The following is an 18,619-nucleotide window of genomic DNA, read 5'->3' on the forward strand; positions in this document are numbered from 1 at the left end:
ATTCGTGCCCGAGCCGGGACGGTTCTTCAAGCCCTTGCGGGGCTTTCTTCACCGCCGGTGGCGGCCACGACCTCGGGCCCTGCGGGCCGTCGGCCATGGCGGGCGCTGGCGCGCCGGGTGGGTGGCTTATTCGGCGGCCCGGGGCGGTGACATGGCAATGACGCTTGCGGCGCTGGGGTCACTTCCGTCGGGCGGTGTTTGCAATTGGGTCGAAAGTTCAGGCAGAAGCTCGAACAGTTCATCGCGAAGGCGCGCAAGCTGGGATTTGGCGATGGATTCCTCGATCTCGATATCGCGGGTCCACTGGCGCAGCTCGTGCTGGACGGTCTGGGCATCTTCGATTCGTTGACGGAACAGCTCGATCTCTTCCTGACGTTGTTTCAGGAAGGTGCGGGCGCGGGCCACTTTGTCCGCGCCATAGGTCTGTGCCAGTTCGTGGCTGACCTGGCTCATCTGTGCGGCCAGTTCCAGAACCTCGGGTTCGAGCGACTGAAGGTCCGGGTGATCGCGCAGAAAGGCCAGGCGTTCCTTAACCGCGTCGAACTCGGAGGCAAGCGCGAAGGCTCCGCTGCGGTCGGCGGCATGGGCCACCTGATAGGCATCGACCACATCCTGCATGTTCAGGGAAAACTTTCGATGCGTCTTTTCCAGCGCCATCATTCTGGCGTTTGAGGGCAGGTAGAAGGCCAGCATGAGAATCAGTGTAGTCAGGCCGAGCTGGACAAACATGCCCGCATCTATTGTGCCCGATCCGGCAATTCCGGCCTGCACCGACAACCAGGGCCAGACACCGGCGGCCGATAGAGTGGTGGCCAAAACCGCTGCGAGGGCCGACGCGCAGATCAGGAAAAAAGTCAGTCGTAGAAAGGCATTCTGACATTGCAATGTGATAGTATGGATGGCGTCCATGACGTCCCAACTCCTTCTCGCAAACCGGCACTGGCCGGGTCCTGGCGGCGGGGTTCGTCAAACACACAACGTGATCCGCAATGGACCGGCAAGGTACAAAAACAAAACTGCTCGAATTAGGAAGATGATACTCAGTATAATGATTTCAATCAATTAGACCTGAGGATTTCGTGAACTGCATGTCATTTCCGTAACGTGGCCCACGGCGATTGACGCCAGAATACAGCCCGTGAACAGATAAAGACCCCACGCCGTTTCGATGGTCGCGTAGGAGATACCCTTGGTCAGCGTGATGTAAAGCGCGATGAGGAAAATGTCGGCCATGGCCAGCTTGCCGAGGATATTGAGCGCGGGCTGAACGCGGGCATCCAGCAGGTCCCATTGGACCAGCGCGGTGCCGATGGTTTTGACGTAGGGCGCGAAGAGGGCGAAGACGGTGACGATCAGAGCGAGGAAGACGTCGGATCTCCAGAGGGATTGCAGGCCGGTGATGACGCTGATTTCGCTGAGGCCGAAGATCGGCAGTAGACCGGCTCGCATCAGCGGGGCGAACCATGCGATGGGGTAGAGGATCAGGAGGGATAGGGTGGCGAGGCGGAGGGTCATCGCACTAGTCGCGATGCCACGTTTTTTTTTCTTCACGCAACCTGAGCTGAAGGGCTTGGATAACGATCATAAGTGCCTCAATGTCGGGTGCGGCATGGCTTCCGAGGTATGGATACCGAGAAACGTATGGGCGGTCGTACACCCGATCAAGCAGATCTACGTGTATTCCCAGTGTCCGGTACTATTTGGCAAGTTCATCCGCTTCTAGGTGCTCGTTTACCTCAACTAGCTCTTCCGGCAGTTCGACGTTTTGAAGAAGAGCTGAAATCTCGGCCTCAAGGTTAGGGTCGTCAAGGATTTCAAAGAGCTTAGATATACTGTGTGTTTTGCTGTTATCGATGCCGCGACACGCTATCAACCCCTTGAGGCTAGTTTCGAGAGAAACGCCCACTAATTGCGAAAGGGGGCGTAGAATTAGTAGTTTGTCCCAATAGAAGCGATGCCGATTTGCGAACTCTGCTTCCCAAATAATCTTCGCTGCTTGTAAGTATTTCTCAGAAATTTGAGCGAACAAGTGGGGGTTCATTGACTCCCGTTCGTCTAAGAACTTTGTCACCGCACCGCCTCAATCGGCCCCTCGGCACTGCCACTTATGAACTGCTCCACATAAGGATCTCCCGAGGCGTCCATTTGGCCGACCGGGCCGGTCCACTGGATCACGCCGCCGTGCAGCATGGCCACGTTGTCAGCAATTGCGCGGACGGAGCTCATGTCGTGGGTGATGGTCATCGCGGTAGCGCCCATCTCGGTCACGATCTCGCGGATCAGGTCGTTGATGACGCCGGACATGATCGGGTCCAATCCCGTGGTGGGCTCGTCGAAGAAAATGATCTCGGGTTCGGCGGCGATGGCGCGGGCAAGGCCGACGCGTTTTTGCATGCCGCCCGACAGTTCGGCCGGAAAGCGGTCGGCGACGTTGGATTTCAAGCCGACGCGGCGCAGTTTCTCGATGGCGATTTCGCGCGCCTCATCCGCCGGGCGTTTCAGCGAACCGCGCAGAAGGCGGAAGGCGACGTTTTGCCAGACGGGCAGGGAGTCGAACAGAGCAGCCCCCTGAAACAGCATCCCAAAGCGCGCCAGAAACGCATCTCGGTCACCCTTAGTGGCGTCTTTGCCATCGACATAGATCATGCCGCTGTCGGGCTTGATCAGGCCGAGGATGCACTTCAGCGCCACGGACTTGCCGGTGCCCGAACCGCCGATGATGACCATCGAGGTGCCCTTGGGGATCTCAAGGTTCATGCCCTGCAGCACTTGATTGTCGCCAAAGGCTTTTTGTACGTTCTCCATCCGTATCATAGCGAGAAGAACACCCCTGTCAGAACGAAATTTGCGGCGAGGATCAGCACAGCGGCGGCCTCGACCGAGCCTTTGGTGGCGCGTCCCACGCCCTGCGCGCCACGGCCCGAATTCATGCCGTAGTAACATCCCATGATGGCTGCGATCATCCCGAAGGCTGCACCTTTGACCAGCGACGAGACGATGTCGCGGGTTTCAAGGAAATCCACGGTGTTTTTCAGATAGGCCGCCGGGTTGAAGCCCAGGTTTTGCGTGGCGACCGTATAGCCGCCCATGATGCCGATTACGTCGCCAACCGCGACCAGAGCAGGCACGGTGATCAGCGCCGCCAGCACCCGCGGGGCGGTGAGGTATTTCATCGGGTGCGTGGACAGCGTGACCAGCGCGTCGATCTGCTCGGTCACTTTCATCGTCGCGATCTCGGCCGCGATGGACGAAGTTACGCGCGCGGCGATCATCAGGCCAACCAGCACCGGACCAAGCTCGCGCACCATGCCGATCGCAACGATCTGGGGCACGACGGCTTCGGCATTGAAACGCGCGCCGCCCGCGTAGATCTGCAGCGCCAGCGCGCCGCCGGTGAAAATTGCGGTCAGGCCGACAACGGGCAGCGACAGCCAGCCGATATTCAGCAGCGCGATGCCGAATTCGCGCGGGTAAAACGGCGGGCGAAAGATATGAGAGACTGCATCCAACGCGAACAGTCCGACACGGCCGAATGCCGCCAGCATGGTCAGGACGACGCGTCCAAGACCACCCAGAAGGGAAAGGGGGTTCATTCCACGTAGCCCTTGGAGTATCGGTTGCCCAGTGAGGTCAGAATTTCATAGCCAATGGTACCCGCGGCCTCGGCCAGATCATCCACGGTTTGATGTCCGTTCAGAATGCGCAGACGCTCGGGCGCATGCGGCAGGTCGGTGACATCGACGGTGATGAGATCCATCGAGATGCGGCCGACCACGGGGCATGGCTGATTGCCAGAGAACATGTCTATGCCGCCACCGATGGCGCGGTGCAGCCCGTCGGCATAGCCAGCCGCGACGGTTGCAATCCGTGACGGTCGGCGCGCGGTCCAGCTGTTGCCATAGCCAACGGTTTCACCCACGGCCAGATCCCTGATCTGCACAACAGGCAGATCGGCTGTCACGACGGGTTTTGCGGCAGCGAACGGCAGACCGCCATATAGTCCGACGCCCGGACGACAGAAGTCGAAATGGAATTCGGGTCCCAGCAAGATGCCGCCGGTGGCCGCCAATGATCTGGGAGCGGCAACGCCGTCTGTCATCTCGCGGAAGGTGCGCAACTGTTGTTGGTTCATCGGGTGATCCGGCTCGTCCGAACAAGCCAGATGTGACATCACCACGACCGGGTTCAGGGCTTCAGCCTGCGGGCGCAGTGCGGCCCAGTCGGAAGGTTCCAATCCCAGGCGGTTCATGCCGCTGTCGAGCTGAATACCAAAGCCGTGATCCGGCAGTGCCTCGCGATGGCGCTGAAACTGCTGGGGTGAGTTGATCAATGGTGTCAGATCGTGATCCCGCAGCAGATCGGCGTCGCCTTCCATATGGCCGGAGAACACACCAATCATCGGACCGGGGCCGACCGCCTGCCGGACAACGGCGCCTTCTTCGGCGACGGCGACAAAGAACTTCCGGACGCCTTCTTCGGCCAGCGTCGCCGAGACAGGCCCGGCACCCAGGCCATAGGCATCCGCCTTGACCACGGCGCCGGTTTCGACATCCGTTTTTGCGTCGAGCGCCCGCCAATTGCTGGCGAGCGCCTGAAGATTGATCGTCAAACGTGCAGTACTCATGGAACTGTTCATGACATTGGATCGCGGCAGGTCAAGAGGGAATGCTTCAATTCCCCTCGGGTTTATGGGCCTCATAAGCAGCTTCAAGCTCAGATCGCAGGAAATCGGCAAACAACAAAGGCTTGAACCCGGGGGCACCGGTGCCGGGCAGAGGTTCGACAATTGTGCTCACATGCGGGTCAAAGAAGAACGGGACGCTGTATCGTTCACGACCCGAACGGTTGATAACGCGATGCGGTGTGGACAACAGGCGGCCATTCGACATCCGATGCAGCATATCCCCGACATTGACGACAAATGCCCCGGGGCGTGTGGGGACATCGACCCAGTTTCCGGCAGGCGTTCTGACCTGCAATCCACCCACCTGATCCTGCGCCAGCAAGGTCAGGCAACCAAAATCGGTATGGGGTGCCGAGCCGAACAGATCACCAGGGCTGGCTTTGGATTGCGGTGGATAGTGCAGCAACCGCAGCCAGATGGTCGGAGTGTCGAAGGCCGAAAGAGCAGAGAAATCGGTGGCGCCACTGGCCTTTAGGGCAATTCTCATCAACCTGCGCCCCAGATCGGACATGACGCGGACATAGGCCTCCAGCGTGGTCCGAAAACCCGGCAGATCCGGCCACCGGTTCGGGCCTGACAGGTAGATACCGGGATCGGCCTTCGGGTCTTCGCGCATCATCATGAAGCTTGCCGACTGATTGGGTTTGGTCACATCGGCCAGAGTCGAGTTTACATCCGTTGACGTATCGATGGCGATATAGCCGCGGTGGGTTCGGTCAACGGCGATCGCAAGTTTTTCGTCAAGCGGAAGCGCGTGAAACTGTCTTGAGGCTTCGAAGACATCGCTGATCAGATCGGCGTCTATGCCGTGATCTTCGATATAGCCGAAGCCTGTTGTTCCATAAGCAGCCCGAAAATCGGCTGCGATTTCATCCTCGGCGCGCACGCCCAGACGGATGACGGGGATTTCAGTGAATTCTGTCATTGTTCTTTCGCTTTGTTGAGGAAGATTGCAGGGGCAGAAAATGCCCCCGATCTATCCGGCAAAGCGTTTGCGGCGGTACCCGAAGTGGCGTTCAAGCACCACGCGACGGGGTTTATGAACAAGACAAAACAGCATGGCCCGATCCGTGCATATCAGTTTGCCAGGGTCAAGGGATCAATACCCTTCGATCTGTCCGCCCTGTTGCCAGGGTTTGACCAGATTTCCGAAACGGGTGAACTGGGCCTCGAAGGACAGCTCGACCGTGCCGATGGGGCCGTGACGCTGCTTGCCGACGATGACTTCGGCCTTGCCGTGCAGGCGTTCCATGGCCTGCTTCCACTCTTCCATCTTTTCCAACTCGTGATCGCCGGGCTTTTCGCGTTCCTTGTAGTATTCCTCGCGGAACACGAACATCACCACGTCCGCATCCTGTTCGATCGATCCCGATTCCCGCAGGTCGGACAGTTGCGGGCGCTTGTCGTCGCGGTTTTCGACCTGACGGGAAAGCTGAGACAGCGCGATCACCGGGATGTTCAGTTCCTTTGCGATGGCTTTCATGCCCATCGAAATCTCGGCGATCTCGTTGACGCGGTTGTCGGACATGCCGCGGCAAAGTTGCAGATAGTCGATCACCAGCAGGTCCAGCCCATGGGTCCGTTTCAGCCGCCGTGCGCGGGCGGCCAGCTGTGAAATCGGCAGGGCGGGCGTGTCGTCGATGAACAGGGGGCAAGCCTCAAGCTCCTTGGCGGCATCGACGAAGCGGCGGAACTCGGCTTCGGTCATGTCACCTTGGCGGATCTTGTGCGAGGAAATCTCGGACGCTTCGGCCAGAACCCGACCCGCAAGCTGCTCGGCGCTCATCTCCAACGAGAAGAAGCCGACCACTCCACCGTCAACCGCGCCCTCGCTGCCGTCCGACTTCAAGCCACGCTTGTACGCTTTGGCCACATTGAAGGCCACGTTGGTCGCCAGCGATGTTTTTCCCATCGACGGGCGGCCCGCCAAAATGATCAGGTCCGATGGGTGCAGGCCCCCCAGTTGCTTGTCCAGATCGGCCAGACCGGTGGAAATCCCTGCCATGCCGCCACCGCGCTGGTACGCCTCGTTGGTGACATTGACGGCTTCTGTGACCGCCTTGAGGAAGGATTGAAAACCCTGTTCGGTCTGGCCCTGCTCGGACAACTGGTAAAGCTGCTGCTCGGCCTCTACGATCTGTTCTTTCGGCTCGCTTGACACATCGACCCGCGCCGCCTTGTCCGAGATGTCCCGGCCCAGACGGATCAGTTCGCGCCGGATGGCGAGGTCATAGATCATCTGCGCGTAGTCATGCACCGCGAAGGCGCTGATCGAGGCGCCGGCCAGTTTGACCAGATAGGCCGGCCCGCCAAGTTCCTTCAGGCCTTCATCCTCGGCCATGAAAGATTTCAGCGTCACAGGCGAGGCCAGCGCATTCTTGGCGATGCGCGCGGCCGCGACTTCGTAGATGCGGGCGTGGACCGGATCATAGAAATGCTCGGCTCCGATGATCGAGGCTACCCGGTCATAAAGGTCGTTATTTGTCAGGATCGCGCCCAGAAGCTGCTGCTCGGCCTCGATGGAGTGCGGCATTGTTTCGGCGTTCTGAATTTGCGCCGCTGCCTGCTCGATACTGCTGATCTCGTTCATTGCTGTTCTCTTGCCCCTTGGACAGAGGCCATAACGCAGCGCCCTGAGTCGGCGCAAATTGTATGTTTTCTGGGGATAGCCTGTGCATATCTTCCCGCCCCATCATATTGCAGGATGGGGCGGGCATCCGTCAACATGTTGTGGATGGAGTGTCGGGCGTATTCGGCAATGTTTCCGATTGAGAAACGGTTTGCGTCACGTCAGCCCTTATTCGCTTCCTGCCAGCCGCGCGGGTCGTTCAGGAATGCCTCGACCCCATCAAGTGTTTCCTGATCAAACGCTTTTTGCGCCTTGGCCTCGGCCAGAACATCCCACCAGGTACACAGGCTGTGCAGTCGCACCCCATGATCACCCAGGGTTTTTTCGGTTTCGGGGAAGATGCCGTAGTAGAAGATAACGGCAGTATGCCCGCAGGTCGCGCCGGTTTCGCGGATCGCGTCGACGAAGGACAGTTTCGAGCCGCCATCGGTGGTAAGGTCTTCGACCAACAGAACGCGTTCGCCTTCGCTCATGGCGCCTTCGATCCGGGCGTTGCGGCCATAGCCTTTGGGTTTCTTGCGCACATAGGTCATCGGCAGAGCCATACGCTCGGCCACCATTGCGGCAAAAGGAATACCCGCGGTCTCGCCGCCGGCAATGTTGTCGAATGCTTCAAAGCCCGCATCGCGCATCACGGTGACGGTCAGGAAATCCATCAAGGTCGAACGGATGCGAGGGTACGAGATAAGCTTGCGGCAATCGATATAGGTCGGGCTGGGCAAGCCGCTGGCTAGAGTGAACGGCTCGCGTGCGTTGAAATGCACGGCCTTGATCTCCAGCAGCATCCGCGCGGTCAGGCGGGCGATTTCGGTGCTGTCGGGAAATGAACTGGGGATCATGGCGGAACCTCGGGGCTGAAATGACGTTGCGGGCTGATAGCCCGTCCAAAGGGGCGCTGTCGAGAGGGGTTGGCCCAAAAGAAAAGCGGACCCTGAATAAGGTCCGCTTTTGCCCTTGCGGGCTGCTGGACGGGCCTAGGTGGGCTAGGCCTGCCCGGATCAGGGCATTTACGCGAAAGGGACTTCGCTGTGCAACCGGCAAATTGCCGACCGCATAGTGTCAGTCATGCCTGTGCGATAGCCGAAACAGTATGCCCGCAGCCAAGTGGGCCGACCTGAGGAAACACGTTACAGCTCAGCACTTTGTGAGCAATGTGGCAGAAGAAAAAGGGGGGAATCGGCTGCCTGCGCCGCGGATGATGTTACTTGGCATCACGTGATTGTGCGTTGAGTGGTCTTAGGTCACAGGCCCTGAGCTTTGGCGCCTTTCTGGAGGTGCCGGTACAACAGATCAAGGGCGTGGTCCCGTGCGGCAATGCGCACCTTGTCCCGGCCCAGGGCACCAAACTCGACGGTTTCGGTTATGGTGTCCTGGCCTTCGGCCGCCAGACCGAAGCACACACGACCTTCCGGCTTGAATTCAGACCCACCCGGACCGGCAATTCCGGTGACAGAAACAGTCAGCTGAGCGCCCGAATGCTTCAGCGCGCCCTCGGCCATTTCCCGGGCGACCTGCTCTGATACCGCTCCGTGGGCTTCCAGCGTGTCAGCCTGTACGCCAAGCATCTGCTGTTTGGCGGTATTGGTGTAGGTGACAAAGCCGCGTTCCACCACGGCAGAACTGCCGGGAATATCTGTCAGCGCGGCGGCAACAAGGCCGCCAGTGCAGCTTTCGGCTGTGGCGATCATCACCCCCTTTGCCTTGGCCCGATTCAGGATGTCGGTGACGCTCACAGGCCCAATACCCCATGCGAAAAGCCGGCCAGCAGCGCGACGCAGATGGCTGAAAACACACCGGCGATCACGTCATCCAGCATCACGCCCATTGGGTCGCCACGCTGGTCGGCCCAGCCGACAGGGCCGGGCTTGGTGATGTCGAACAGGCGAAACAGCACGAAACCCGCCACCCAACCGGGCCAGAGCGCGGTGATTTCCAGCCCGTGCGCCCAGGCCGGGTAGGAAATTGCCCAGAGGGCGATGAACTGCCCTGCAACCTCGTCAATCACGATTTCCGACGGATCGTGGTCATCCTGACCTGCGGTCATGACCTTTGTGGCCCAGAGCCCTGCGACAAAGACGATCAGAGTAGCCAGGGCCAGCAAGGGGAAGCCACCCAGCGTGTGCAATACCCAGACCATCGGCAGCGCGGCCAGTGACCCCCAGGTGCCGGGGGCGGGGCGCAGATAGCCTACGCCGCCAACGGTTCCAATCAGACGCGCCGCGTTCATGACTTCACCAGACAGGCCGTGGCCAGTGACGCGATGCCCTCACTGCGGCCGGTAAAGCCCAGACGTTCGGACGTGGTCGCCTTGACCGAGACCTGATCGGCCCGCAATCCCATGATGTTCGACATTTCTTCGCGCATCGCGGGCGCGTGAGGGCCGATCTTGGGATATTCGCAAACAAGTGTGCAGTCGACATTCGAGATGCGGTAGCCCATCTGTTCGGCCAGTTCGACCGCGTGCCGCAGAAATATCGCGCTGGCGGCCCCTTTCCATTGCGGATCCGATGGTGGGAAATGCTGACCGATATCTCCCTGCGCCAGCGCGCCATAGATTGCGTCGGTTACGGCGTGCATCCCGACATCGGCATCTGAATGTCCCTGAAGCCCGCGATCATGCGGCACTTTTACACCGCACAGGATCACATGATCTCCATCGCCAAATCGGTGAACGTCGTACCCGTTGCCCAGCCTTACTTCCATGTTCGTTCCCATGATACGTTCCGCCCGGGCAAAATCCTCGGGTCGGGTGATTTTGATGTTGTCTGCGTCGCCGGGCACGATAGCCACGCCTATACCTGCCGCGCGGGCGACTTCAACGTCGTCCATGGCACCGCCGGGGTGTGCGGCATGGGCTGCAACGATGGCGTCATAGTGAAATCCCTGAGGGGTCTGGGCCGCATACAATCCAGTGCGATCCTGTGTGCCCGTGACAGCGAAGCCGTCCCCCGTCCAGAGCGCGTCGGTCACCGCCACCCCCGGTGCCGCGGCGATGTTGTCGTTCAGTGCCGCCAGTACGTCGAGGATGGTGGCGCGGCTGACACAAGGCCGGGCGACATCGTGGATGAGGACGCGCGCCACGGTCTTGTCCGCCAGCGCCTGCAGGCCATTGCGGACAGACCCGGCGCGGTCTGCTCCTCCTGTCGCCAAAATCAGATCGGTACCGTCAAATTCAGCCCGTGCGGCGTGGTCGTCGGGGGAAAGGACCAGAACGATATGGTCAACCAGTCCCCGGAACCTGTCGATTGTCCAGTCGGCCACGCGACGTCCGGACAGAGTGCGCCATTGTTTAGGCGTCCCGCCACCCGCGCGCATTCCGCGTCCGGCGGCGACAATAATGGCGGCGGTGGTCATGAGGTCTGCTCTCCTGCGTTGGGTCATTGTTTAGGATGCGGTGAATGCAGAGGCAATCGCCCGCGTCAATCTGCCAAAAAATTAGGCATGTGATGATTTTGCAGGCTTGTGACATGCGGATTTCTTGGTCATATGCGCAGAATTCGATATTAAATGCGCAACTGCCCAAGGAATAAGCACTTTGACCCTGCATCTTGCTGACAAGCCTTTGTACCCGCCGGTTTTGCTGGCGCCGATGGCCGGAATCACCGATCGCCCGTATCGCGATCTGGTGATGCGCTTTGGCGCGGGCATGGTTGTCAGCGAAATGGTTGCCAGCCAGGAAATGGTGCAGGCAAAACCGGGCGTGCGCGAACGGGCCGAGCTTTCGGCGGATGTCGAAAACACCGCCGTTCAGCTTGCCGGGCGTGAAGCACGCTGGATGGCGGAAGCCGCGCGGCAGGTCGCTGATCGCGGCGCGCGGGTGATCGACATCAACATGGGCTGCCCGGCCAAGAAGGTGACCAACGGGTATTCGGGTTCAGCCCTGCTGAAAACGCCCGACCACGCTCTGACACTGATCGAGGCGGTGGTGGAGGCGGTGGATGTCCCGGTGACGCTGAAGACCCGGCTGGGTTGGGACGACAGCCTGCTGAATGCGCCGGATGTGGCGCGCAGGGCGCAGGATGCCGGTATTCGGATGGTCACGATCCACGGTCGAACACGGTGTCAGTTCTACAAGGGACACGCAAACTGGCAGGCCATCCGTGCGGTGAAAGAGGCAGTGACCATTCCGGTCATAGCAAACGGCGACATCGTCGACACGCAAACCGCACGGACCGCCTTGGATCACTCGGGTGCCGACGGCGTGATGGTCGGACGTGGGGCGCAAGGAAAGCCCTGGTTGCTGGCGCAGTTATGTCACGACCTGTTTGGTGCCGACGCGCCGGACGTTCCGACAGGGCATGATCTGAGCGCGATGGTGCAGGAGCACTATCAGGCCATGCTGGATTACTATGGACCCGACCTTGGTCTGCGCGTCGCGCGCAAGCATCTTGGGTGGTACATGGACGAAGCAGGAACGCCCGTCGGCTTGCGCCGCGCGATACTGACATCGCGTGATACATCCGAAGTTCTGCGTTTGATCGCGGATGCAATCCCGCATCAGGGGGAAGCGGCGGCATGACCTCGGACCAGAGCATTTGGGCCTCATTGCCGGTTCCCGCATTCATCATCGACGGTGACGATCGGATCGCTGATGTCAATTCGGCGGGTGAGGGGTTCCTGAACGCCTCGCGCCGTTCGGTTGTCGGGCATCCGGTGTGGGATCAGATAGCCGTCGACGCCCCCCTGGAGGAGGCGTTTCTGAGAGCACGGCAGAATGGTTCGCCGTTGTTCGTCAATGATGTGGATGTTGGATCGGGCAGCCGTGCTCCGCTGCAATGTGCGCTACAGATCGCGCCGTTGATGGGTCATCCGGGATCAATGATCATGATCCTTTCTCCGCGCGAACTGGCCGGTCGGATGACTCGCGGGAACACGGTGAAATCCGCCGCGCAATCGGCTATCGGAATGGCCGAAATGCTGGCGCATGAGATCAAAAACCCGCTGGCTGGCATCACTGGAGCTGCCCAGTTGCTTAGCATGAATATCTCTCAACAAGATATTGAGTTAACAGACTTAATTGTCGAAGAAAGCCGTAGGATCGTAAAGCTGTTGGAGCAGGTGGAGCAGTTCGGAAACCTGTCGCAGCCGGACTTCCAGCCGGTCAACCTGCATGACGTGCTGGACCGTGCGCGGCGTTCGGCGCTGCTGGGGTTCGGCGCACATATGAAGATTGTCGAGGATTATGATCCGTCGCTGCCGCTGGCTTATGGCGATCAGGACCAGATCCTGCAGGTCATTCTGAACCTTCTGAAAAACGCATCCGAGGCGGCCGGACCGGAAGGCGGGACCATTCGCCTGCGCACCTATTTCGAACATTCATTTCGTCTGCGGCGCAACGATGGGTCCGGCCATTCCCTGCCGCTGCAGATCGAAATCATCGATGACGGCCCCGGCTTGCCCGAAGACATCCTGAGCGACATTTTCGATCCCTTTGTCTCTGGCAGGGAAAACGGCACGGGTCTTGGTCTGGCGCTGGTCAGCAAGATCGTCTCCGACCACGACGGCTGGGTTTCGGCCGAGTCGGTTCCGGGTCGGACGGTTTTTCGCCTGTCACTCAGGCGGGCGCCACGGGACGCGCAATGAAATTGAAACCGGCGGCAAATGGCATAGCAAGGAGAACAGCAGATGGATGGCACAGTTCTGGTCGCAGATGACGACCGCACGATCCGGACGGTTCTGACGCAGGCACTGACCCGTGCGGGATGCAAGGTGCACGCAACTTCTTCTTTGACGACGCTGATGCGCTGGGTCGGAGAGGGCAAAGGCGATGTGGTCATCTCGGACGTGGTCATGCCGGACGGCAATGGGCTTGAGATGCTGCCGAAGATCGCGCAGGACAGGCCGGGATTGCCGGTTATCGTGATCTCGGCCCAGAACACGATCATGACGGCAATTCAGGCGGCTGAGGCCGACGCTTATGACTATCTGCCGAAACCCTTTGATCTGCCCGATCTGATGAAAAGAACGGCCCGGGCGCTGGATCAGAAGCAACGCCCGCAGTCTGGTGCGCCGGAATTGGTTCGGGATCGCCCGGAGGAATTGCCTCTGGTCGGGCGTACGCCGGTTATGCAGGCGCTGTACCGGCTGGTGGCGCGGGTCATGAACACCGATCTGCCGGTTATGATTTCCGGTGAAAGTGGAACCGGCAAGTCTCTGATTGCGAAAGCAATACATGACTTCTCGGATCGTCGGACATTGCCTTTTGTTTCCGTCACCGCGTCTGAGTTGCGGGATCTGGAAGGACCTGCCCGCGTCATGGCGCGGGTTCGGGGTGGCACCCTGCTGATCGACGAAATCGCAGATATCGAAGACGACATTCAGGCCCGGATCGTGCGGATGATGGACAGCCCGGGCGATCATCTGCCGCGCTTCATGGCAACCAGCCAGTCGGACCTGACCGAAGCAATGGAAAGCGGACGCGTGCGCCAGGATTTGTATTATCGTCTGTGTGGCGCGACGATCCACGTTCCGGCCCTGCGCGAAAGAATGGACGACATTACTTTGCTGGCCGATCATTTTCTGGCACGGGAAGAGCGTGAGACCGGCACGAAACGCTGGCTCAGCGCCGAAGCGGTTGAACTGGTGCGCCGTTATTCGTGGCCCGGGAATGTGCGGCAACTGGAAAACGCGGTGCGCCGCCTTGGATTGACCAGTCAGGCGGACGAGATATCCAAAACCGAAGTCGAAATGGTTCTGGGCAGCCAGCCCGAGGCGGAACCGGTTCTGGGGGGCGGAGAGCGTGAGAAACTGTCGGCCTCGGTCGCGCGGCATCTGCGGCGGTATTTCGACCTTCATGGCAACATGTTGCCACCTCCGGGACTGTACCAGCGTATCCTGCGCGAAGTTGAGGCGCCGTTGATCGAAATCGCGTTGGACGCAACCGGCGGAAATCAGGCAAAATGTTCGGATTTACTAGGGATTAACCGAAATACGCTGCGAAAAAAGATCATCGACCTCGATATTGAGGTGACACGCCGTCGAAAACTGATGTAATATCGCCACACAAACCGTGGCATTCGGGTTTCTACCTGACAAGGACCACGACATTTGGCGGTAAGCCGCGCAAGCGGCACATCAGGATGAGGGCAGGCGGTGGCAACCCGGGCACAGAGCGGGCCAATACCATCGATTAATCGATGGCGAAAATCCCGAAAACTGCGCAATTTCGGCACCTTGGGGCTGGTTCTTCTGGGGCCAGCACTGGCGCTTGCCACCTATCTTGTCATTGGTCCGTTCGATCTGGGTTCGGCCGCGCCGACATTGCGCCTGATCCTGTTGGCCGACCTTGTCTATGTGCTGGTCGTGGCCGCACTTGTACTGAGTCAGGTCGGCAGTCTGATCGCGGCCCGACGCGCCAAGTCAGCAGGTTCCCGTTTGCATTTGCGCCTGATCGGCGCGTTCACGCTGCTGGCGCTGGTGCCGACTGTGACCGTGGCGATTTTTGCCGGACTGACCGTGAATATCGGTCTGGAGGGTTGGTTTTCGGATCGTGTGCGCGAAGTTGTCGGGTCGTCGCTCAGTGCGGCCGAAGCCTATGAACAGGAACACCGTCAGGGCCTGACACAGGACGCGACCGTTTTGGCCCGGTTTTTGGATAATGCTCGGTCTCTGGATTATTATATTTCTGACGCTGAGTTGCGCGAGGTTCTGGCCCAGGGCCAGTCGCAGATTCAGCGTGGACTGCGTGAAGCTTATGTCATTGACGGTAGCGGCGATATCCGGGCCCGGGGCGACAGGTCTTACCTGTTCAACTACGAAGAACCCACGGCTGAGCAACTGGCGAACGCGACCCACCGGGGCCTGCTGATCATCGCGGACTGGCAAAACAGCGAATTCAGGGCGCTGGTCCCTCTGCGGGCGTATCTGGACCGTTACCTTTATGTCAGCCGTGACGTGGACGGGCAATTGCTGACCCTTTTGGATGACACCAAGGAAACAGCGCAGTTCTATCAGCAGCTTGAAAGCGAACGGGGCAGGGTGCTGTTTGAATTCGGCTTGTTGTATCTGGGTTTCGCGGTGATCCTGATCCTGGCGGCGATGTCGTTGGGCATGTGGTTTGCTGAACGCTTGTCTCGCCCGGTGGGCCGCCTGACCACAGCAGCGCAGCGTGTTGGCGCGGGTGACCTGAGCGTTCAGGTTATTGAAGAGGCCAGCGATGACGAGATCGCGATGCTGGGTCGGTATTTCAACCAGATGACCCGCCAGTTGAAAGGCCAGCGGGACACGCTGTTGGAAAACACTCGCCATATCGAACACCGTCGGCGCCTATTCGATTCAGTGCTCAGTTCTGTAACCTCAGGGGTCGTCGGAGTTGATCCTGACGGGTGCGTTACATTTGTGAACCGATCCGCCCAGCGTCTGCTGGACTGGTCGCGGGGCGAAGAACTTTTGGCGATCGGTATCGCGGTACCCGAGTTCCTGCCTTTGTTCGAGAACCTTAAGGAAAGCGGGCAAGAGGCTGTTCAGGAAGAGATAAAAGTCACCCGCAAGGGCCAGTTGGAGAACCTTCTGGTCCGCATGGCTACTCGGCGCGGTGAGGATGGCGGGTTGGAAGGTTATGTGGTTGCCTTTGACGACGTGACCGACCTGGTCAGCGCGCAGCGGATGGCAGCCTGGGGCGACGTGGCGCGCCGGATCGCGCATGAGATCAAAAACCCTCTGACCCCGATTCAGTTGAGCGCCGAGAGGATCAAGCGAAAGTTCTCGCGCAAGCTGGACGAGGAGGACAGCAGCAGCCTGGAATCGATGACGGATGTCATTGTCCGGCAGACGAACGACCTGCGGCGCATTGTTGACGAATTCTCGAAGTTCGCTCGCATGCCTGAACCGGAACGGCGCGAGGAAAACATCGTTGATCTGGTGCGCGAGGCTGTTCTGCTCCAGCAGGCCGGGCAGCCGGATGTGCAGATCGATGCAGATCTGCCCAACCGCGCGATTCCGGCGGATGTGGATGCGACGATGTTGAATCAGGCCCTGACCAACCTTATCAAGAACGCCGGCGAAGCCATTGGAACCTTGAAGGAAAAAGGTGCACCTGAAAACCTGAAACCGCAGATCAAGGTTAAGGTGTCGACAGATGATGCTGGGACGCAGATCACCATCGCGGACAACGGGGTCGGACTGCCGGAAGACCGGGCGCGTCTGTTTGAACCCTATGTGACCACCCGCGACGAGGGCACCGGCCTTGGCCTGCCCATCGTGAAGAAGATCATCGAAGAACATGGCGGAGCGCTGACTTTGGAAGACGCGCCCGTATTTGACGGACAGGACCATTTTGGCGCAATGGCCGTGATCCGGTTACCTGGGGGCAGTGATTCCCCGTCAGTCGCGCCACAGAAGCAGGCTATTAAAACCAACAAACTGAAAGCAGGCCAAAGATGAGCGACATTCTGATCGTAGATGACGAACGCGATATTCGCGAGCTGGTGTCCGACATTCTGGAGGACGAAGGCTATTCAACCCGACTTGCTGGCAATTCGGACGATTGCATGGCGTCGATCAACGCTGAACCTCCGGGTCTTTTGATCCTCGACATTTGGCTCAAGGACAGCCGAATGGACGGGATCGACATCCTGAAAGCGGTAAAGCGCGACAACCCGGACGTGCCCGTTGTGATTATTTCCGGTCACGGGAATATCGAGATTGCCGTAGCAGCCATCAAACAGGGCGCTTACGACTTTATCGAAAAGCCATTCAACATTGACCAGTTGATGGTGGTGATCCGGCGCGCGATGGAAACCTCGCGTTTGCGTCGCGAAAACGCGTCGCTCAAGCGCAAGGAAGTCAGCTGCTCGGACATGATCGGCAAATCGGCATCGTTCCGTGCGATGCAGGGCCAGTTGGACAAGGTGACGAAGTCCAATGGCCGCGTGATGCTGAGCGGCCCTGCCGGGTCGGGCAAGGAAATCGCGGCACGCTATATCCACGCACATTCCAATCGTGCCAATGCGCCTTTCGTGACCGTGAATTGCGCCGGGGTCGAGCCCGAGCGGATGGAAGAGGTGCTGTTTGGCCGCGAGACATCGGAACGCGGTGTTGAATCAGGCCTGCTTGAGGAAGCCCATGGCGGCGTGATCTTCTTTGATGAGGTCGCCGATATGCCATTGGGCACGCAGTCCAAGATTCTGCGGGTTCTGGTGGATCAGCAGTTTCAGCGGGTTGGCGGAACCGACAAGGTCCGGGTTGATCTACGCGTCATATCTTCGACCAATCGGGACTTGGAGGAAGAGATCACCGCTGAACGGTTCCGGGAAGAGTTGTATCACCGCCTGAATGTTGTTCCGATTGCGGTGCCGTCTCTAGAAGACCGGCGTGAGGACATTCCGGTATTGGCGCAGCACTTTATCGAAATGTGCAACGAAGCGCAGGGCTTGCCCGTTCGCGAATTGTCGGACGAGGCAATTGCACTGCTGCAGACCATGACATGGCCGGGCAATGTGCGTCAGCTCAAAAACCTGATCGAACGTGTGCTGATCCTGGGGGATGGAACCGGCCCGATCGAGGCGCGGGAACTGCCCAACGACGAGGAAAAGGCCGAAGATTCTGGTCGCGTGGTTCTGTCCGGCGCGCTGGCAACATTGCCGCTGCGCGAGGCGCGCGAGGCGTTCGAGCGGGAGTATCTGCTGACACAGATTAACCGTTTCGGCGGCAATATCAGTCGCACCGCCAGTTTCGTCGGGATGGAGCGCAGTGCGCTGCACCGCAAGCTGAAGTCGCTTGGCGTGGTCACATCGAACAAATCCGGCGCGCGTGTCGCGCAACTGGATGAACCGGAACCGGCGGAATAACCCGCCGGTTCAGCCGGTGTGGCCCGGCGTTATGATCTGAAACGACCCGTCGTCGAACTTCACGAAACAGGACTCGGTGCTTAGCGGCGGCAGGGTTGTCGTACGGGTCAGCGATACCCGGGATTTCACCGCTTGTTTGCAAGGTGGCAGGCTGACCGGGCGAAAACCCTTTTTGGCCATGCATTGCGCCTCGACCGTGTTGCGCAGGTCCTGATTCACATCAACTGTATAGACGCGTCCGGGTTCCCACCATCCGGGTGAACGGTAGCAGTGGCCGCGACCATCGCAATAGGTGCGCCCCGGCCAATAGACGGGTGGGCTTTGGCGGACCTGGTTGGCAACAGGCACTTCATTCAGGGCCTTTACCTGGCATTGCGTGGTCTCCTGCTGCAATCGCGCCACGCTGGCACCTTCGCGGTAATAGAGTGACAGAGGCCCGCAAGAAGACAGCAAGAACAAAGGAATAAAGGCGCGTAGCATTGTTTTCATGCGCATATCTTGCCTCACTCCCTGTTCCAT

Annotated in this window: 18 protein-coding genes; 5 read left to right on the plus strand and 13 right to left on the minus strand. The window is 59.5% G+C overall.

Features of this window, described 5'->3' with window-relative positions:
- Positions 1–126 precede the first annotated feature (126 nt).
- The 12 genes from ACR0MI_RS01865 to ACR0MI_RS01920 all read right to left on the minus strand — a co-directional run bounded on the left by ACR0MI_RS01865 (position 127) and on the right by ACR0MI_RS01920 (position 10,667).
- On the minus strand, positions 127–909 hold the full coding sequence (locus ACR0MI_RS01865; RefSeq protein WP_170610702.1) for a kinetochore Spc7 family protein: 783 nt from the start codon (positions 907–909) through the stop codon (positions 127–129).
- 153 nt (positions 910–1,062) lie between these two features.
- On the minus strand, positions 1,063–1,515 hold the full coding sequence (locus ACR0MI_RS01870; RefSeq protein ID WP_170610704.1) for a paraquat-inducible protein A: 453 nt from the start codon (positions 1,513–1,515) through the stop codon (positions 1,063–1,065).
- 181 nt (positions 1,516–1,696) lie between these two features.
- Positions 1,697–2,071 (minus strand): HEPN domain-containing protein, encoded by a 375-nt coding sequence (locus ACR0MI_RS01875; RefSeq protein ID WP_480853484.1) that lies wholly within the window; start codon positions 2,069–2,071, stop codon positions 1,697–1,699.
- The gene (locus tag ACR0MI_RS01880) at positions 2,068–2,814 is read right to left on the minus strand and encodes an ABC transporter ATP-binding protein (RefSeq protein WP_170610710.1); all 747 of its coding nucleotides are present in this window, start codon (positions 2,812–2,814) and stop codon (positions 2,068–2,070) included. Before ACR0MI_RS01880 ends, ACR0MI_RS01875 begins: the two co-directional genes overlap by 4 nt.
- On the minus strand, positions 2,811–3,593 hold the full coding sequence (locus ACR0MI_RS01885) for an MlaE family ABC transporter permease (protein WP_170610714.1): 783 nt from the start codon (positions 3,591–3,593) through the stop codon (positions 2,811–2,813). The genes ACR0MI_RS01880 and ACR0MI_RS01885 overlap by 4 nt, the downstream gene beginning before the upstream one ends.
- On the minus strand, positions 3,590–4,624 hold the full coding sequence (alr, locus tag ACR0MI_RS01890) for an alanine racemase (protein WP_170610717.1): 1,035 nt from the start codon (positions 4,622–4,624) through the stop codon (positions 3,590–3,592). The genes ACR0MI_RS01885 and alr overlap by 4 nt, the downstream gene beginning before the upstream one ends.
- A gap of 46 nt (positions 4,625–4,670) precedes the next feature.
- Positions 4,671–5,609, minus strand: a complete 939-nt coding sequence (locus tag ACR0MI_RS01895) for an isopenicillin N synthase family oxygenase (protein WP_170610719.1) — start codon at positions 5,607–5,609, stop codon at positions 4,671–4,673.
- Between the two features lie 174 nt (positions 5,610–5,783).
- The gene (locus ACR0MI_RS01900) at positions 5,784–7,274 is read right to left on the minus strand and encodes a replicative DNA helicase (RefSeq protein ID WP_170610722.1); all 1,491 of its coding nucleotides are present in this window, start codon (positions 7,272–7,274) and stop codon (positions 5,784–5,786) included.
- A gap of 200 nt (positions 7,275–7,474) precedes the next feature.
- Complete coding sequence (locus ACR0MI_RS01905) at positions 7,475–8,152, minus strand: orotate phosphoribosyltransferase (RefSeq protein ID WP_170610725.1); 678 nt, start codon at positions 8,150–8,152, stop codon at positions 7,475–7,477.
- 402 nt (positions 8,153–8,554) lie between these two features.
- Complete coding sequence (locus ACR0MI_RS01910) at positions 8,555–9,046, minus strand: CinA family protein (protein ID WP_170610727.1); 492 nt, start codon at positions 9,044–9,046, stop codon at positions 8,555–8,557.
- Complete coding sequence (locus ACR0MI_RS01915) at positions 9,043–9,540, minus strand: phosphatidylglycerophosphatase A family protein (protein WP_170610730.1); 498 nt, start codon at positions 9,538–9,540, stop codon at positions 9,043–9,045. The genes ACR0MI_RS01910 and ACR0MI_RS01915 overlap by 4 nt, the downstream gene beginning before the upstream one ends.
- Positions 9,537–10,667 carry a bifunctional 2-C-methyl-D-erythritol 4-phosphate cytidylyltransferase/2-C-methyl-D-erythritol 2,4-cyclodiphosphate synthase gene (locus tag ACR0MI_RS01920; RefSeq protein WP_170610733.1) on the minus strand — a complete coding sequence of 377 codons (1,131 nt, stop codon included), beginning with the start codon at positions 10,665–10,667 and terminating at the stop codon, positions 9,537–9,539. The genes ACR0MI_RS01915 and ACR0MI_RS01920 overlap by 4 nt, the downstream gene beginning before the upstream one ends.
- Positions 10,668–10,848: 181 nt before the next feature.
- Here ACR0MI_RS01920 and dusB point away from each other — a divergent pair, with 181 nt between their 5' ends.
- From dusB to ntrX, 5 genes are all read left to right on the plus strand, one after another.
- A complete protein-coding gene (gene dusB / locus ACR0MI_RS01925) occupies positions 10,849–11,832 on the plus strand; it encodes a tRNA dihydrouridine synthase DusB (RefSeq protein ID WP_170610736.1) in 984 nt (327 codons plus the stop codon).
- Positions 11,829–12,896 carry an ATP-binding protein gene (locus ACR0MI_RS01930; RefSeq protein ID WP_170610739.1) on the plus strand — a complete coding sequence of 356 codons (1,068 nt, stop codon included), beginning with the start codon at positions 11,829–11,831 and terminating at the stop codon, positions 12,894–12,896. Before dusB ends, ACR0MI_RS01930 begins: the two co-directional genes overlap by 4 nt.
- Positions 12,897–12,938: 42 nt before the next feature.
- On the plus strand, positions 12,939–14,306 hold the full coding sequence (locus ACR0MI_RS01935; protein ID WP_170610742.1) for a response regulator: 1,368 nt from the start codon (positions 12,939–12,941) through the stop codon (positions 14,304–14,306).
- A 99-nt stretch (positions 14,307–14,405) separates the two neighbouring features.
- Positions 14,406–16,694 (plus strand): sensor histidine kinase, encoded by a 2,289-nt coding sequence (locus ACR0MI_RS01940; RefSeq protein WP_170610746.1) that lies wholly within the window; start codon positions 14,406–14,408, stop codon positions 16,692–16,694.
- Positions 16,691–18,100, plus strand: a complete 1,410-nt coding sequence (ntrX, locus tag ACR0MI_RS01945) for a nitrogen assimilation response regulator NtrX (RefSeq protein WP_170610749.1) — start codon at positions 16,691–16,693, stop codon at positions 18,098–18,100. The genes ACR0MI_RS01940 and ntrX overlap by 4 nt, the downstream gene beginning before the upstream one ends.
- A 9-nt stretch (positions 18,101–18,109) precedes the next feature.
- Here ntrX and ACR0MI_RS01950 read toward each other — a convergent pair whose 3' ends face one another.
- Entirely contained in the window at positions 18,110–18,589 is a 480-nt protein-coding gene (locus ACR0MI_RS01950) for a hypothetical protein (protein ID WP_170619163.1), read from the minus strand.
- Positions 18,590–18,619: the final 30 nt, after the last annotated feature.

It is taken from the genome of Ruegeria sp. D4, assembly GCF_056534475.1.

Excerpts from the sequence above, each read along its gene's own strand:
- ntrX (WP_170610749.1), top strand. The coding sequence starts at position 16,691 with ATGAGCGACATTCTGATCGTAGATGACGAACGCGATATTCGCGAGCTG.
- ACR0MI_RS01865 (WP_170610702.1), bottom strand. The coding sequence starts at position 909 with ATGGACGCCATCCATACTATCACATTGCAATGTCAGAATGCCTTTCTA.
- ACR0MI_RS01915 (WP_170610730.1), bottom strand. The coding sequence starts at position 9,540 with ATGAACGCGGCGCGTCTGATTGGAACCGTTGGCGGCGTAGGCTATCTG.
- ACR0MI_RS01895 (WP_170610719.1), bottom strand. The coding sequence starts at position 5,609 with ATGACAGAATTCACTGAAATCCCCGTCATCCGTCTGGGCGTGCGCGCC.
- ACR0MI_RS01885 (WP_170610714.1), bottom strand. The coding sequence starts at position 3,593 with ATGAACCCCCTTTCCCTTCTGGGTGGTCTTGGACGCGTCGTCCTGACC.
- ACR0MI_RS01900 (WP_170610722.1), bottom strand. The coding sequence starts at position 7,274 with ATGAACGAGATCAGCAGTATCGAGCAGGCAGCGGCGCAAATTCAGAAC.
- ACR0MI_RS01920 (WP_170610733.1), bottom strand. The coding sequence starts at position 10,667 with ATGACCACCGCCGCCATTATTGTCGCCGCCGGACGCGGAATGCGCGCG.
- ACR0MI_RS01880 (WP_170610710.1), bottom strand. The coding sequence starts at position 2,814 with ATGATACGGATGGAGAACGTACAAAAAGCCTTTGGCGACAATCAAGTG.
- ACR0MI_RS01935 (WP_170610742.1), top strand. The coding sequence starts at position 12,939 with ATGGATGGCACAGTTCTGGTCGCAGATGACGACCGCACGATCCGGACG.
- ACR0MI_RS01930 (WP_170610739.1), top strand. The coding sequence starts at position 11,829 with ATGACCTCGGACCAGAGCATTTGGGCCTCATTGCCGGTTCCCGCATTC.
- ACR0MI_RS01905 (WP_170610725.1), bottom strand. The coding sequence starts at position 8,152 with ATGATCCCCAGTTCATTTCCCGACAGCACCGAAATCGCCCGCCTGACC.
- alr (WP_170610717.1), bottom strand. The coding sequence starts at position 4,624 with ATGAGTACTGCACGTTTGACGATCAATCTTCAGGCGCTCGCCAGCAAT.
- ACR0MI_RS01870 (WP_170610704.1), bottom strand. The coding sequence starts at position 1,515 with ATGACCCTCCGCCTCGCCACCCTATCCCTCCTGATCCTCTACCCCATC.
- ACR0MI_RS01950 (WP_170619163.1), bottom strand. The coding sequence starts at position 18,589 with ATGAAAACAATGCTACGCGCCTTTATTCCTTTGTTCTTGCTGTCTTCT.